The organism is Thioalkalivibrio sp. ALE23 (assembly GCF_000378545.1).
Classification (GTDB): domain Bacteria; phylum Pseudomonadota; class Gammaproteobacteria; order Ectothiorhodospirales; family Ectothiorhodospiraceae; genus Thioalkalivibrio.
In genome coordinates, this window is the sequence record NZ_KB900032.1 from 493,560 (window position 1) to 507,540 (window position 13,981).

A 13,981-nucleotide genomic window follows, 5' to 3' on the forward strand; every position below is an offset into this window, starting at 1 on the left:
GGTCAGCAGTCCGGTGCGCCGTCGTCTTCCGTGGCGTTCCCCGGGGGCACCGGACACACCTGCCAGCGCGACAGGATCGGTGGCCGTGATACCCGAACCTCCAGTTCGGCCAGCCACAACGCGATCATGCGGTTGGAGTTGTGGCGCAGGCTGTACCGGGTCGGGTGCTCGACGAAGGCCATGTCCCAAACCGCCATTTCGCGGCGGTCGTCCTGGCCGCGTCGCCACAGCGCTTCCAGATCCTCCCGCAGGGCGGCGGTCTCGTCGGCATCCACCGTGAGGGTGTGCACCTCGCGTACCGGGACTCGCAGGTCGCGTCGGAGGGCGGCCTGCGGGGCCTCGCCGGTCAGGACCTGGCGTCCCAGCGCGGCCCGGGTCGGCCAGGCCAGTGCGGCCAGCGCGCTGAAGGGCCCGGTACGGCGTTCCGCATAGAACCGCCAGTCCCCGTAGGAATAACGCAGCCAGTGCCGGCCGTCGGCGTCCGGCAGCAGCAGACTGCTGTGTCGTCCATGGTCGATGATCAGCACCTGCGTCGCGGGTTCCGGATCGGGAGGCGGCTGCACCTGTACCGGTGCGCAGCCGGCGAACGCCACGACCAGCAGGACCAGGAAAACGGTCCGGGGGACGCGGAGGTACGGGACAGCGGGCCGGGGCATCGATGGCTCGCGGTTTCCGTCAGTGACGTTCCAGCTTGCCCAGTTCGCTCAGGATGGACTGCACCAGGTTCTCGCCCTGCGGACCCATGCCCTGACACAGCACCTCAGGATCGCGTTCGCCATCCACCAGGCGCTTGGTGATGCCGCCCAGACGCGCCATGTCGCCGCCCGCGCGGGTCATCTGTTCGGCCATCTGCGACAGCCAGTGCAGCGACTGCGGATCGCCGCGGGATGCTCCGTGGATCATCTGCGCCAGCCCCGGCGCGGCCTGCGCGGCATCGGCGGTCTGGTTCGGATCCGGCAGTGTGGCCGGGTCCTGCAGGCCGGTGAGAATGGATGAAAGAATGGCGCTGTCTTCCTCGTCCAGACCGTTCAAAAGAGACGGGTCGCGCTGGCCGTCCAGCACCTGACGGATGCGGGCGACCAGGTCCGTCCAGCCGCCCTGGATCGCCTGTTCCAGGACGGGCTCCAGCTCCTGCCGGCTCTGCGGGTTCTGGCAGGCCTGCACCACCAGATGGATCAGCGTGGCATGGGCCTGCCGGATCTGCTGCGCGCGCGGCGAATCCTGCATCGTGGGAATCCTTGCTTTCCGGGGGTTTGTGCGAGGGTAGCATGTGCGTTCGCACGGAGCGTGGGGCACAATGGCCCCGGGACGCTCCGGGGAAAGGCCCGGGGCTCCGGAAGCAACGCCGGCGGCACGCCGGAGCGAAAAAAGGTGACAGCGGTGGAAGAACAGACGGCAGTCGGGCTGTGGGTGGCCCTCGGCATCCTGGCGATCGTGGTGGCGGCGCTGGTCGGCTTCTGGGTCGGCCGGGTGACCAGCGACGAACGCAAGCTGATCCGTCAGCTGGAAGAAGAGCTGGATCAGCGCATGCAGGAGCTCACGCGCTACCGCTCGCAGGTAAACGATCATTTCGACCGTACGGCCACGCTGTTCGCCAGCATGGCGGGCACCTACCGTGACCTCTATCACCATCTGGCGCAGAGCGCCGAGGAGCTGGCCGACAAGCCCACCCGCGAACGCCTGGAGGATCGGGCGGGCAAGATGCTGGCGAACACCCACCAGCGCGATTTCGATCCCGGTCAGGGCGGCGGCGAATCTTCGGAGTCGGGCGACCGGGGCCCGCAGGAGTCCGGACGCCTGTCCGATGCCTCCGATCCCGAAGAGGCCGGGCAGCGCGAGCGCCGGTCCGATCCGGAACGCCCGCGCCCCGATTGAGCCGCTCGCGGTCCAGCCCCGGAACCGACCCGTGCGGATCCCGGGCTACCGGCGCGAGAGCTCGGCCCGGATCTGGTTGTCCAGGTTCTCGATCCAGCGGTTGTAGTTCGGGTGGATCTCGCCGTTGGTGTGGTTGAGGTTCGTGCTGTCCTTGTAGTCGATGCGGTATTGCCCGGCGGAATACGGGATCTCCACCACGGCGGTGTGATCGCGCACGCGGATCGCCCCTTCCATCACGCCCGGTTCGACCTCCTCCATGCGCCAGCCGAGCCGGGCGCCCGCATCGCGAATGGCCTGCGACATCACTTCGGCATCGGGACGCTCGCCCTGTGCATTGGTGATGGTGGTGTCGCTGACGTTATGCACCGGGGCGGTGCCGCGGCAGCCGGCCACCAGGAACAGGCTGGTGACAACGACGATGAGCAGGGTCTTGTAGTGCATGGTTCGGTTCCCTCCAGGTCTTCGGTGTGCGCTGCAACGGCACCCGAGTGTAGAGTTCCGGTCAGCTGTTTTCCACGGTCGGCGCCGTCTCCGGCCGGCGCAGCGAGCGCCACAGTCCGAGCGGGCGCATTCCGCGGCGCAGCAGGTGACCGGCGACCATGAAGATGATGCGCAGGGTATCGGCCGCCGGGCGGAAATGGCTGGGACGGCGATCCTCGGGATAGATGCAGCGCACCGGCACCAGACGTGCCGGAAAGCCGTGCCGTTCGGCCGCGATCAGTGCCTCGCTCTCGAACACGAACGAGCGGCCGCGCCCGTGGGGGATGCGCATCTGCCGCAGCAGGTCGGCGGGGTACAGGCGAAAGCCCGACTGCGAATCGCGCAGCGGCTGCGCCGAGGCCCAGCCGATCCAGAAATCCGCGACCCGGTTGCCGAACAGGCGCAGCGGCGGTGTGCGTTCGCGGTCCTTCAGCCGGGCACCGAGGATCAGGTGTCGGGGTCGTTCCCGCCACGCGGCGATCAGCGCCGGGATCTCCGTGGCATCGTGCTGGCCGTCGCCGTCCAGGGTGACGACCGCGTCGGCGCCCTCGGCCACCGCCTGCTGCATCCCGGCCCACAGGGCACCGGCCTTGCCGCGGTTGGGTTCCAGACGCAGGACCTCGGCATGGGTGGCCGCCAGGGTGGCGGTGTCGTCGGCGGAGCCGTCGTCCACCACCAGTACCCGGTCGACCTGCTCCCGCGTGGCGGCGGTCACTGCCTCGATGGTTGCGGCCTCGTTGTGGGCCGGGATCACGGCGAACACGACGGGGGCGGTCATGGCTGCGGGGGCCGGGGCATCAGGCCAGGGCGCCGTTGATGCCGATGACCTGCCCGGACACGTAGTCGGCAGCCTCGGAGGCGAGGTAGCCCACCAGCCCGGCGACCTCGGCGGGCTCGCCGGCGCGGCGCATGGGTACCATGCGGCGGATGGTGTCGGCATCGAACGCGGATTCGCTCATTGGGCTCTCGATGATCCCGGGCGCGACCGCATTGGCGGTGATGCCGCGGCTGGCGACCTCCTGGGCGAGCGACTTGATCGCCCCATGCAGGCCGGCCTTGGCCGCGGCGTAGTTGGCCTGGCCGCGGTTCCCGGTGACTCCGGCCACCGAGGTGACCGCGATGACCCGCCCCCAGCGGGTGGTGATCATCGGCAGCAGCGCCGGCTGGATCACGTTGTAGAAGCCGTGCAGCGAGACTTCCAGCGGCCGGCGCCACTGTTCCGGCGTCATGCCCGCCAGCGGGGCATCGTCGTGGACCCCGGCGTTGTGCACCAGGATCTGGAACGGGCCGCGGGCGATCTCGGCTTCCAGCGCCGCGCGGGTGGCGTCGGCGTCGGTGATGTCGAAGCCCAGCACCTCGGCGCGGCCGCCGTCGGCGCGGATTTCTTCGACGACGTTCGAGGCGGCCTCGGTGTTGCGGTTGGCATGGACGAAGACCTCGCAGCCGGCGGCGGCGAGATCCCGGGCGATGGCCGCGCCGATGGCGCCGCTGCCGCCGGTGACGAGTGCGCGTCGCGTCATGGGGTTTCTCCGGGTTCCAGGATGACCGTCGCGCGTGCGGCCAGCAGCGGTTCGCCGGCGGCCTCCACGGCGAGATCGTAGATCGAACTGCGGGCGTCGGCCATCACCTGGCGGGCATGAATCTCCAGCGGTGCGTCCAGGGTGTCCAGGCGCCGTGCGTGGATCTGCAGGTCGCGCACCGCGGCGAGATAGCCCGCTCGGGGTGGTGCGCCGTCCGACGCACCCAGGCTGCCGTGCACGGCCATCGCCTGGGCGCCGTATTCCAGTGCCGCCAGGGCGTGCAGCCCGCCCGTACCACGCAGCGGATTGTCCGGATCGCGGTGCGAACGGGCGCGGCAGTGGATGGCGTCGGCATCATGGGCGACCACCTCGTCCAGCAGGCTCATCGCGCCGGCATGCGGCAGGCGCTCGCGGATGGCGGGGGCGTCCAGGATCATGGCGTGGTTTCCTCCACGTGCAGCCCGAGTACCCGCCCGGCGGGGGCTTCCAGGACCACTGCGTCGTGGTGGGCGCCGGCCAGCCGTTCCAGCAGGGACAGGGCCCGGGCCGCGGGATTGGTGGCGCGCAGCGCTTCCAGCGCCGGCGCCCGGCAGGGGGTCTCGGGGCCGATCGCCGCGGGGTCCAGGCGCAGCTGCCACTGCGCCCCCGCGACCGGTCCCAGGCGCAGGCCAAAGGCGAAGTTCTCGTACACCGGGCGGACCTCGCGGAACAGCTCCATCGACGGCACGTCATAACAGACCAGCAGGACCTCGCCCCCCTCGGCCAGTTGCAGGGTCACCGCCTCCAGCAGTCCGGCGGCCACCGTGCCGGTAAAGCCGGACAGGGCGGTGGCCGGGGCCGGGTTTCGGGTGGCGATGGACCAGTTGCCGGCCGGGGCGTTGTGCACCGAGTTGTGGAACTGCATGGGCGAGACCGCCGGGTCCGGCTGGGTCAGGGCCTCGCAGATGCGGTCGATGATGTCCATGTCGCCACTGGAGGAGGCGAACACGCTGCGCATGGACGTGCGGTCGCCGCCCTCGCTGGCCTCCTCGGCCGCATGCAGGGCAAGGCGGATGGTCTGCGTGGTACGCCGACGCTCGTTGGCGGGCAGCAGGCTGGTGGGCGGGATCTGCACGGGGGCGTACAGGTGCTCCTCGCGCCCGGCGAGGATCTCGCGTGCCGAGGGGAAATCCGTCAGCCCCGGTCCGATCAGCCCGATCGCGTGGATGCCGACGGGATTCAGCACGGGGCCTCCAGCAGCAGTGAGCAGTTGTTGCCCCCGAAACCGAAGGCGTTGAGCATCACCCGGCGCACCGGGCGTGCCTCGCTGGCCGCGCGCGCATCCAGGTCCAGCTCGGGGTCCGGGTCGGTCAGTCCGGCGGTGCCGGGCACGAAGCCGCCGCCCAGACTGGCCAGGGCCTGGGCCGCGCCCACCGCGCCGGCCGCGCCCAGGGTGTGTCCGGTCAGGCCCTTGGTACCGGCACAGCGCGCCCGCGGGCCGAGGACATCGGCCAGCGCGCGGGCCTCCGAGCGGTCGTTGGCGGGGGTCGCGGTGGCGTGCATCAGTACGTAGTCCACGTCGGTGCCCGCACATCCGGCGCGCTGCAGGGCCTCGCGCATGGCCCGCGCCGCGCCCGCGCCCTCCGGGTGGGGTGCGGACATGTGGTGGGCGTCGCTGGATTCGCCGTGGCCGGTCAGGCGCGGGGCGTCCGCCGGGGCATCCTCCGCGCGTTCCAGCAGGAAGAAGCCCGCCGCCTCGCCGATGGAGATCCCGCGCCTTTGCCGGTCCAGCGGGGTGCAGGGCTCGGGCGCCACCAGCTGCAGGGCGTTGAAGCCGTACAGGGTCATCCCGCACAGCGAGTCGACCCCGCCGACGATGGCCGCGTCGCAGACCCCCGCCTGCAGATGACGCCAGGCATCGGCGAACACCTTGGCGCTGGAGGAGCAGGCGGTCGAGACCACCATCGCCGGCCCGCTGAGGCACAGGCGCGTGGCCACGTAGTCCGCCAGCGAATACATGTTCTGGGTGTGGCGGTAGTCGTAGTCGGGGGGCAGGGCGCCGGTCTCCGGATCGCGCCGGCGATAGGCCTCCTCGGTGGCCGCGATCCCCGAGGTGCTGGTGCCCAGCAGCACTGCGACCCGGTCGGCGCCGTGGCGCCGCACCGCGCCGGCGACCGCGTCGAGGAAGCCGTCCTGCTGCAGGGCGAGTTCGGCCAGGCGGTTGTTGCGGCAGTCGAACGGCGCCAGCTCGCCCTCCAGCGGGTGATCTTCCAGGCCCTGGACGCGGCCGATGAAGGTCTCCAGATCCACGTCGGGCAGGTCGCAGCGCCGCAGGCCACTGCGGCCCGCGCGCAGCGCGGCCGCGCCCGCGGCGTTGCCGGTGCCGGCGGCGCTGGTCTGGGTGTGGGCGGTAATGGCCAGGGCATTCATGGAGACGGTTTGATCCTCGAGCGCAATAACCCCGGTCCGGAGCCGGAGGCCGCGGACGTCGGGGGCGGGTTCACGGGACGGGCCAGCAACAGGGCCGCCACGTAGGAAAATACCACGCCCAGGGCCACGGTGAGACCCAGGGCACGCAGCACCGGCAGGCTGGACAGGGCCAGCAGGGCGAACACCAGACCGGTGGACAGGGCGCACAGGGTCACCGAGCGGCGGGTGCGCCGGGCCTCGTCCGGTTCCATGGCGCCCGGGCGGCCGAGGAATACTGCGTAGTCCAGCCCCAGCCCGATCACCAGCATCAATGCAATCAGGTGGAACAGGGTCAGCTCGATCCCGAGCAGCAGCAGGCTGGCGGTGGTCAGCAGCAGCCCGGCGGCGACCGCGGTCACGATCCGCAGGCTGCGCCCGGGGTCGCGCGTCAGCAGCCACAGCAGGGCGGTGACCGCCAGCGCGGCCAGGGCCAGGCGGGTCAGGGCCGCCGTGCGAAAATCCGCGACCATGGCCTCGGTGGTGGCGCGCAGGTCGACCAGTTCGACCTGGATACCGGTGGCCGCATTGTGGCGGTCGATATGCCCGCTGACGGCGTCGGCGTCGCTCAGACCGCGCAGCAGCACCTGTCCGATCCAGGCCCGTTCATGGCCCGCCGCCGAATGTTCGCCCGGGGCCAGCAGCAGCGGTTCCAGCGCCTGGCGCAGCGGCCCGTCGGGCAGGCTGGCGGGGGTCACCGGGTCCATCTCGCGACTGCGTTCCACGTCATCGAGAAACGGCGTGAAGGCCTCGGCCTGAAAGCCGTGGTCCCGCACCGCCCGTTCCACGTGTTCGGCCAGGGTGTCGCGCTCGGGCAGGGCCGCCTGGCGTTCGCGCTGGGTCGCGGTATCCGGGAGTATCTGCGCGGGATGGTCGAAACCGGTGATCGCCCCCGCGTCGCGCAGCGCCTCCAGCGGTTCGTCCAGCGCGTGCGCGGCCTGCAGCACGGCGTCGGCGGATTTTCCCCGGATCAGCACCAGATGGCGCACGTCCGGCAGGCCGAGGGCGTCGCGCAGTTCGCGATCCAGGGCGATGGCCTCCTCGGGGACCGGGTTCAGCGCGGTCAGCTGGTCGTTCCACGGGAAGGGGTCGCGGCTCAAAAGCACGGCCAGCGCCGCGAGCACCGCCACCAGCAGCAGACCGAGACCCGCTCGCTGTCCGCGTGGCCGCAGCGAGGGCAGGGGCAGTCGCGGTTCCGGCAGGCCCCGTTCGCGTGCGCCGCGTGGCAGCAGCGCCGGCAGGACCCAGCGGGTGACCGCGGCGGCGACCAGGATACCGGTCAGTACGAACAGGCCCAGCTGGGCCATGCCGGGGAACGAGGTCGCGGCCATCAGCGCGTAGACCAGTGCGGTGGAGCCGGCACCCAGCACCAGTGCGGGCCACAGTTCGCCGGCGACCCTTGCGGCCCCCCGGCGGCCGGTGTGCGCGAACAGATGCAGGGGGTAGTCCAGCGCGACCCCCAGCACGGTGATGCCGAAGGCCAGCGCGATCCCGTGCAGATGGCCGAAGACCAGCGTGACCATGGCCGCCCCGGCGAGGATCCCGCTGCCCAGCGGGATCGCCGCCAGCCACACCGGATGGGGGTGGCGGAAAACCACCAGCAGCAGCACCGCCAGCGCCAGCGAGGCGGCCAGGCTGAAGGCGGTGACCTCGGCGCGGATGCGCTCGCGCGATTCCACCGCGATCGCGGGCGGCCCGGCATGCAGCAGGCGCAGGTCGGCGTCCTCCAGGGCCGCGAATTCCTGTTCGACGCGCTGCAGCAGGCCGGTCTGCTCCTCCAGGCCCTCGGCCGTCGGCGCGATGCGCACGACCAGCAGGGCCCGTTCACCGGCCGGGTCGGTCCATACGCCGTGCTGCCCGCGGGTCGCGTCGCCGAACGGGTCGCGCAGGCGATCGCCCAGTTCCAGCAGTTCGCCGGTGGGGTCGCGCGGGATCAGCTCGCGCGGCATCGCCGGCACCGCGCTGGAGAGGTCGTCGCGGCGTTCGGCGAACGCGCTGTCGAGGTGTTCCCGGGAGAAGCGCTCGGGCGTGACCGCCGGGCTCAGCAGATAGCGCAGGTCGAGGATCGCCTCCAGCGCCTCGGGGTCGAAATCGCCGCGTCCGTTATGCACGCCGGCGACCGCCGGATCCCCGCGCAGGGCCTCGGCGAGTCCGTCGGAGGCCGCGGCGCGCCGTGCGGCATCGCCGCCCTCGATGGCCAGCAGCAGCTGGCGGGCGCCCGGCCCGGCGTCGACGTCCAGCGGCAGTCCGGCCTCGGCGCCGGGGTCGGGCATGAAACGTCCGAGATCGGTGGCCATCTCGCCGCGCAGGGCCAGGACCAGGGCCGCGATCAGCAGGCCGGCCAGCCACAGCGTGACCGCGACGCGCGAGGGGAGGGACGACATGCGCGGTCAGTCGCGTTCGCTGGAGGGGTCGCCGGATGCCGGTGCTTCGAAATGCATGCGGCTGGTGCGGTTGCCGGATTCCCAGGTGTCCATGCGCCGGATCTCGCCTTCGCGGCCGCGGATGGTGATCTCGATGATCGCCCGGCGCAGCGCGCGGTCGCGCGGGCGCAGCTCCAGTTCCCAGGCGTCGAGATCGCCGTCCAGTTCGACCTCGAAGCCCGCTTCCAGGGCCTCGCGGTCGCCCTGCAGCAGGCTGCGGAACAGCCCTGCGAAGGCCTCCAGTCCGGGTTGTTCGTCCAGACGGATCTCGCGCACCGCATCGCCGCGGGTCAGGGTCAGCTCGCGGCCCTCGATGCGCACGTGCTCGCCGCGGCGGCCGTCGGTCTCGCGGATCAGGGTGTCCGGAGGCTCGAAGGCGATGCGGCCGCTCTGGCGGTCCTCCGACTGCAGCATGGGGTCCTGGCGGACCTCGCGAAAGGCCATCTCCGCGGGGGCGTCGAGGCTGAGGGCCGCGAGGATCGCATCCAGGGTGTCAGCGGCGGCCGGCAGCGGCAGCCACAGCAGGGGCAGCAGGGCCAGCCATGCGAGCCGGGCGGGCCCGCGGGTGCGGTGGTGGTCAGTCGTCATGCCAGAAATCATAGAAGTTGAACCAGTTCCACGGGGCGTCCCGCACATGGGCCTCCAGGCGCCGGGCATAGTGGCAGGTCCAGTCCTGCAGCACCGCGTCGCGGTGTGCCCGCGGCGCCTCGATCGCGTCGGCAAAGTGTTCGAAGACGATATCGTAGCGGTTGCCGCCGCGATACAGGCCGAAACACAGGATCACCGGCACCTTCAGCACCGTGGCCAGCAGCATCGGCCCCATGGGGAAGACCGCGCGGTCGCCGAGAAATTCGCACTCCACCGTGCGATCGTTTTCCACCACCCGATCGCCCAGCATGCCCACCATTTCGCCGCGTTCCACCGCCTCGCGGGCGCGGATCAGGGTGTCGGTACGCCCCAGCGGGATCACGCTGCGCGCGACCTCGGGGTTGAGCGAATCCAGCAGCCGGGTGATGACCTGGTTGTGGTCGGCGTCCATCAGGACCCGGACGGGGAAGTCGTGATGGCCCACGGCCAGGGCCCGCAGGGCCTCGAAACTGCCCAGATGGGCCCCCAGCAGGATCGCGCCGTCCCCGGAGTCCAGTGCCTGGTGGAAGATGTCGGCGCCATGCACGCGGATGTCCAGGGCCTGCTCGCGCCCGGCGAGCAGGAACACCCGGTCGAGGATCACTGCGGCGAAGCTGTGCAGGTGGCGGGCGACATCGCGCACGCGCGGCGGATGCCCCAGCACCCGCCGCAGATACTGCCGGCTGTGCCGCCGTGCGCGCGGTGCCAGCAACAGGAAATAGGCGGTGATGGGGTACAGCAGCAGGCGCCCGGCCGGCCGGCCCAGGCGCAGCGCGACCCACAGGATGATGCGCAGGGCGAGGGGACTGCCGCGTTCTTCCTGAGCGCGCCAGTCCCCGCTCATGACGGGTCGGCCGGCGGTTCGGGGTCCAGCTGCCCCGCGCACAGCAGCGTATCGGAGCCGTCGTCACGGATGCAGCGGAAGGCACGGGTCCCGCGGCGCCCGGGTTCGTCGATCTCCACCCGGAACGCGGTCTCGGGAGGCAGCGGCGCGACGAATTTGATCTGCGGAAAACGCGCGGGAGCGGTCAGGCCCAGCTCCTCCGCGGCCGCCGCGACCTGTTCCAGGATCATCACGCCCGGTACCACCGGGTTGCCGGGGAAATGCCCCGGAAGGGCCGGATGGTCCTCCGGGATGCGGCGCGGCCGGCTGGTCAGGCCGGTCATTTCAGACGGGCTCCCCGTGGCAGGCGAGCAGGTCCAGCAGGGCCTGGCGCGGCAGCTTGCCGGTCGCCGAGCGCGGCAGGCGGTCCACCCGTACCAGCGGGCGCGGAAGAAACGCCGGGTCGAGCCGTTCGGCGAGCTGCTCCTGGATCGCGGATTCGCTCAGCTCCGGGGCCACCACCAGCGCCGCCAGCCGGGTGATCCCGTCGGCATCCGAACTGTCCGCGGGCGGGATGAAGACCCCGTCCCGCACCCCGGGGAGGGTTTGCAGATGACGGTTCAGCTCCACCAGCGAGGCCCGCTTGCCGGCGATATTGAGCATGTCGGCCAGGCGTCCGGTCATGCGGAAGCGGCCGTCATCCGCGACCTCGATGCAGTCCGGCAGCGGAACCGGCTCGCGATGCTGCGGACCATGCGCGAGGGCCAGACCGGAGGCATCCCCGTCGGCGCGCACCCGTACCCCCGGGTACGGCGTCCAGTGCTCTTCGTGAACCGTGCGGCGGGAAGCGATGGCACCGGCCTCGGTGCAGCCGTAGATCTCGTTGACCGGGGCGCCGAAGTGCGCCTCGAGCTCCTTCGCGGTGCTGGCTTCCAGCGGTGCGGTGGCGGACAGGATGCGTCGCGGCGCGGCCGGGGCCGACTGGCCGGAACGCAGGCAGGTCCCCAGGTGGAAAGGCGTGGAGATCAGCACCGGACGGGTCTCGCGCTCCAGCGCCGCGTGCACGTCGGCAGGGTAGAACGGACGTTCGGCGAGCAGGGTGTTGGGGCCCAGCAGGGCCGGGAGTACCGTGGACTCCAGGCCGTACATGTGCTGCGGCGGCACGGTGGCGACCAGGGCATGTCCGGGGCCGCGGTCCAGCTCCAGGCGCTGCAGCGCCTGCTCGGTGACCGCGACCAGATCCCCCCAGCGTCGCGGATGGGCGGTGGGTGTCCCGGTGGAGCCGGATGAAAAACCGAGGATCGCGGTGCGATCCCGGGGGATCATCGGGATGTCCGCGGGACGGTCTTCGTTCCCGCCCCCGGCGTCGCCACGCGCGCTGACCGCCAGGGTGTGCAGGGGGAAGTCCTCCTCGCAGGAGTCCACCAGGGCGACCGCTTCGGGATAGCCACGGGCGATCTCGCCCAGCACCGTGCGCCCGCGCGCCGGCGGCAGCAGGTTCATCTGTCCGCGCAGCAGGATGGCGCCGAAGGCGACCGAGAACCGGTAACGGTCCTCGCACAGGTTGAAGGCCGCCGGCGCCTCGGGCAGGCGGGCGGCCAGCTCGCGGACGTCGGCCAGCCAGGCGGCGCGCGACACCGGGTGTCCGCCGATCCGGGCCAGTGGCGTGTCGGCGTCCGCGAGCAGCGGGCAGGCGAGGGGAGCGGCTTCGCTCATGGCTGCCTCAGGATCCGTCGATGGTCGGCCCGCGCCAGCTGCATCAGATAGGCAACAAAGCCTTCGCGGGGTTCATCCGGCAGGAAACGGGCACGCAGCGGATATTCCAGCATGAACAGGACTCCCAGCAGAAGATAGTTCAGGCCGTTGGCCACGACCGCCCATACGGTCGCCGGCGCGAACACCGACAGACCGGCCGAGACCACCGCCAGCAGGGCGCAGGTGCTGGCCCAGATGGCGGTCATCACCCGGGTATAGCGATGGACCGCGGGACTGTCCGAGGCCCCCATTTCCAGGGCATACCGCGTGATCAGTGGCGTGGAACCGGACCGCAGCGAGCGCGCGAACAGCGCCGCGATCAGGCCCGGGACCAGCACCGGCACCGCGTGGATCAGCCACTCGCCGGCCGGGGTCAGGCCGAACAGCGCCAGCGCCGCCAGCAGCCCCGTGCCCAGCAGTACTCGTGCCCGCGGGCGCAGGGACGAGGCGACGGCGAGAAACACCAGCAGCGTCAGCAGGGCCAGCGGCAACGGCTGCAGCTCGATCCATTGCCCGGCGATCACCGAAACCGGGTAGGCCAGCGCAACCGCCGCAGCCAGCCTTGCCGTCACGAGGACGTCCGGTTCGCCTCGATATGTTCACTCAGCGCACGCAGGGACGCGAAGATCCGCAGGTTGTCCTCGTCATCGGAACGGATCTGCACGCCATACGCGCGACCGATCGCCAGAGCCAGCTCGAGGGCATCGATGGAATCCAGCCCCAGACCCTCGCGGAACAGCGGGGCCTCCGGCTCGATGTCTTCCGGCGCCGTTTCCTCGAGGTTCAGGCTGTCCACGATCAATCGGGCGACTTCCTGCTCGAATGCCGTCTGCGCCCCCATAACTTCCCCCTGATGTCCCTGGTCGGGGGCGATGATACCGGTAAGACCCCGGGCTTGGTACCCTTCAAACGAAGGTGTTACTCCGGCGTCGGGTTGTGTCAGCCTTCGGCAAGGCCTGGATGCCGATCATTCTCATCCTGATCATGGAGGTCACATTGGCGCAGCATCGCCGGGTAACCCTGGAGCGCGTGGGTGCGGACGGGCTGGCGATGTTCGCGCTGTCGCAGGTCGTGATCCTGGCGACCCTGGGGGTCAGCCTGCTGCTGGCGTGGCACGGCGTGCGCCGCACCGCGCATGCACCCTGCCGGCCGCGGGCGGTGGAGACCGTGCTGGTGGCGGGGATGCAGCTGGAAGAGGGGCATCCGGCCCCCGGGTACCGCATGCGGCTGCTGCGGGCGCTGCGGCTGCTGCGCCGGCATCCGCAGGCGCGGGTGCTGGTGCTGGGCGGGCAGACTTCGGCGCAGGGGCCCAGCGAGGCCGCGGCCGGGGCGGCGTTCCTGCGTGAACGGGGCGTCGCGAACGCGCGCATCCGCATCGAGGACCGCTCCACGCATACCCTGGAGAACCTGCGCCATGCGCGCGATTTGATGCGCGAGGAGAGCGCCGGCTCGGACGATCCGCCGGCGGTGCTGGTGACCAGCCGCTATCACCTGGCCCGGGCGCTGGCGATTGCGCGCGGGCTGGGGCTGCACCTGCAGCCGTGCCCCGCCGAGCCCGACCGTCATGCTGCCCGGGGGGCGGTACTGTGGCGCGAGGCCTGGCTGCTGCACTGGTACCACACCGGGCGGGTATTCGCCCGGGTGTCCCGCCGGCGCGGCATGCTCCGGCGGATCACCTGACCACGGACGCGGGTCCGGGTCAGCCGCGGGCGGCGAGGGCCTCCTCGTTGTAGGCGGCGTCGATGGTGGTGATGGTCTTCTCCACCAGGCGGAAACCCTCCACCGGGGCATCGTCGGCCATGTACTTCAGGCGCACCGGGCCGATCGACTTGACCGCCTCGGCACGCTCCAGCGTGGTGTCGGGGCCGTCGGCACCGGCCCCGTCCATCAGCGCGGTGAGGATTTCGGCCACGATCGGGTCCTTGTGTTCGCCGTTGCGGGCCTTTGCCAGGGTGCCGGCGGCATCGCCGTCCAGGAATTCCGTGTCCATGTGCCGATCCAGGTAGTTCAGCAGTTCGCTCAGGGTCATCAAA

General features: G+C 71.3%; 18 protein-coding genes. 2 read left to right on the forward strand and 16 right to left on the reverse strand.

Features of this window, described 5'->3' with window-relative positions; translation table 11 throughout:
- Positions 1 to 2 precede the first annotated feature (2 nt).
- Both F573_RS0106015 and F573_RS0106020 read right to left on the reverse strand, forming a co-directional pair.
- Positions 3 to 656 carry a DUF2459 domain-containing protein gene (locus tag F573_RS0106015; protein WP_018870265.1) on the reverse strand — a complete coding sequence of 218 codons (654 nt, stop codon included), beginning with the start codon at positions 654 to 656 and terminating at the stop codon, positions 3 to 5.
- Between the two features lie 19 nt (positions 657 to 675).
- Positions 676 to 1,227 carry a hypothetical protein gene (locus F573_RS0106020; protein ID WP_018870264.1) on the reverse strand — a complete coding sequence of 184 codons (552 nt, stop codon included), beginning with the start codon at positions 1,225 to 1,227 and terminating at the stop codon, positions 676 to 678.
- A gap of 153 nt (positions 1,228 to 1,380) precedes the next feature.
- Here F573_RS0106020 and F573_RS0106025 point away from each other — a divergent pair, with 153 nt between their 5' ends.
- Positions 1,381 to 1,875: a YhcB family protein gene (locus tag F573_RS0106025; RefSeq protein WP_018870263.1), complete on the forward strand. Its 495-nt coding sequence runs from the start codon at positions 1,381 to 1,383 to the stop codon at positions 1,873 to 1,875.
- A gap of 45 nt (positions 1,876 to 1,920) precedes the next feature.
- Here F573_RS0106025 and F573_RS0106030 read toward each other — a convergent pair whose 3' ends face one another.
- From F573_RS0106030 to F573_RS0106090, 13 genes are all read right to left on the reverse strand, one after another.
- Positions 1,921 to 2,316 carry a hypothetical protein gene (locus F573_RS0106030; RefSeq protein WP_019021837.1) on the reverse strand — a complete coding sequence of 132 codons (396 nt, stop codon included), beginning with the start codon at positions 2,314 to 2,316 and terminating at the stop codon, positions 1,921 to 1,923.
- A gap of 61 nt (positions 2,317 to 2,377) precedes the next feature.
- Positions 2,378 to 3,133 carry a glycosyltransferase family 2 protein gene (locus tag F573_RS0106035; protein ID WP_019021838.1) on the reverse strand — a complete coding sequence of 252 codons (756 nt, stop codon included), beginning with the start codon at positions 3,131 to 3,133 and terminating at the stop codon, positions 2,378 to 2,380.
- A gap of 19 nt (positions 3,134 to 3,152) precedes the next feature.
- On the reverse strand, positions 3,153 to 3,875 hold the full coding sequence (gene fabG, locus F573_RS0106040; protein WP_019021839.1) for a 3-oxoacyl-ACP reductase FabG: 723 nt from the start codon (positions 3,873 to 3,875) through the stop codon (positions 3,153 to 3,155).
- The gene (locus F573_RS0106045) at positions 3,872 to 4,312 is read right to left on the reverse strand and encodes a hypothetical protein (protein ID WP_019021840.1); all 441 of its coding nucleotides are present in this window, start codon (positions 4,310 to 4,312) and stop codon (positions 3,872 to 3,874) included. Before F573_RS0106045 ends, fabG begins: the two co-directional genes overlap by 4 nt.
- A complete protein-coding gene (locus F573_RS0106050) occupies positions 4,309 to 5,097 on the reverse strand; it encodes a beta-ketoacyl synthase chain length factor (protein ID WP_038033215.1) in 789 nt (262 codons plus the stop codon). The genes F573_RS0106045 and F573_RS0106050 overlap by 4 nt, the downstream gene beginning before the upstream one ends.
- Positions 5,094 to 6,284, reverse strand: coding sequence for a beta-ketoacyl-ACP synthase (locus F573_RS0106055; RefSeq protein WP_019021842.1), 1,191 nt, complete (start codon positions 6,282 to 6,284; stop codon positions 5,094 to 5,096). The genes F573_RS0106050 and F573_RS0106055 overlap by 4 nt, the downstream gene beginning before the upstream one ends.
- The gene (locus F573_RS0106060; RefSeq protein WP_019021843.1) at positions 6,281 to 8,704 is read right to left on the reverse strand and encodes an MMPL family transporter; all 2,424 of its coding nucleotides are present in this window, start codon (positions 8,702 to 8,704) and stop codon (positions 6,281 to 6,283) included. The genes F573_RS0106055 and F573_RS0106060 overlap by 4 nt, the downstream gene beginning before the upstream one ends.
- Positions 8,705 to 8,710: 6 nt before the next feature.
- A complete protein-coding gene (locus F573_RS0106065) occupies positions 8,711 to 9,331 on the reverse strand; it encodes a LolA-related protein (RefSeq protein ID WP_019021844.1) in 621 nt (206 codons plus the stop codon).
- On the reverse strand, positions 9,321 to 10,214 hold the full coding sequence (locus F573_RS0106070; protein ID WP_019021845.1) for a hypothetical protein: 894 nt from the start codon (positions 10,212 to 10,214) through the stop codon (positions 9,321 to 9,323). Before F573_RS0106070 ends, F573_RS0106065 begins: the two co-directional genes overlap by 11 nt.
- Positions 10,211 to 10,537 (reverse strand): hypothetical protein, encoded by a 327-nt coding sequence (locus F573_RS0106075; RefSeq protein WP_019021846.1) that lies wholly within the window; start codon positions 10,535 to 10,537, stop codon positions 10,211 to 10,213. The genes F573_RS0106070 and F573_RS0106075 overlap by 4 nt, the downstream gene beginning before the upstream one ends.
- Position 10,538: 1 nt before the next feature.
- Positions 10,539 to 11,909, reverse strand: a complete 1,371-nt coding sequence (locus F573_RS0106080; protein WP_019021847.1) for an AMP-binding protein — start codon at positions 11,907 to 11,909, stop codon at positions 10,539 to 10,541.
- Entirely contained in the window at positions 11,906 to 12,520 is a 615-nt protein-coding gene (locus F573_RS0106085; RefSeq protein ID WP_019021848.1) for a hypothetical protein, read from the reverse strand. Before F573_RS0106085 ends, F573_RS0106080 begins: the two co-directional genes overlap by 4 nt.
- The gene (locus F573_RS0106090; RefSeq protein WP_018870250.1) at positions 12,517 to 12,789 is read right to left on the reverse strand and encodes a phosphopantetheine-binding protein; all 273 of its coding nucleotides are present in this window, start codon (positions 12,787 to 12,789) and stop codon (positions 12,517 to 12,519) included. Before F573_RS0106090 ends, F573_RS0106085 begins: the two co-directional genes overlap by 4 nt.
- Before the next feature lie 119 nt (positions 12,790 to 12,908).
- On the opposite strand from F573_RS0106090, the gene F573_RS0106095 reads away from it, so the two are divergent.
- Positions 12,909 to 13,628, forward strand: a complete 720-nt coding sequence (locus F573_RS0106095; protein ID WP_051075372.1) for a YdcF family protein — start codon at positions 12,909 to 12,911, stop codon at positions 13,626 to 13,628.
- A 19-nt stretch (positions 13,629 to 13,647) separates the two neighbouring features.
- Here F573_RS0106095 and F573_RS0106100 read toward each other — a convergent pair whose 3' ends face one another.
- Positions 13,648 to 13,977, reverse strand: coding sequence for a hypothetical protein (locus F573_RS0106100; protein WP_018946938.1), 330 nt, complete (start codon positions 13,975 to 13,977; stop codon positions 13,648 to 13,650).
- Between the last annotated feature and the right edge of the window lie 4 nt (positions 13,978 to 13,981).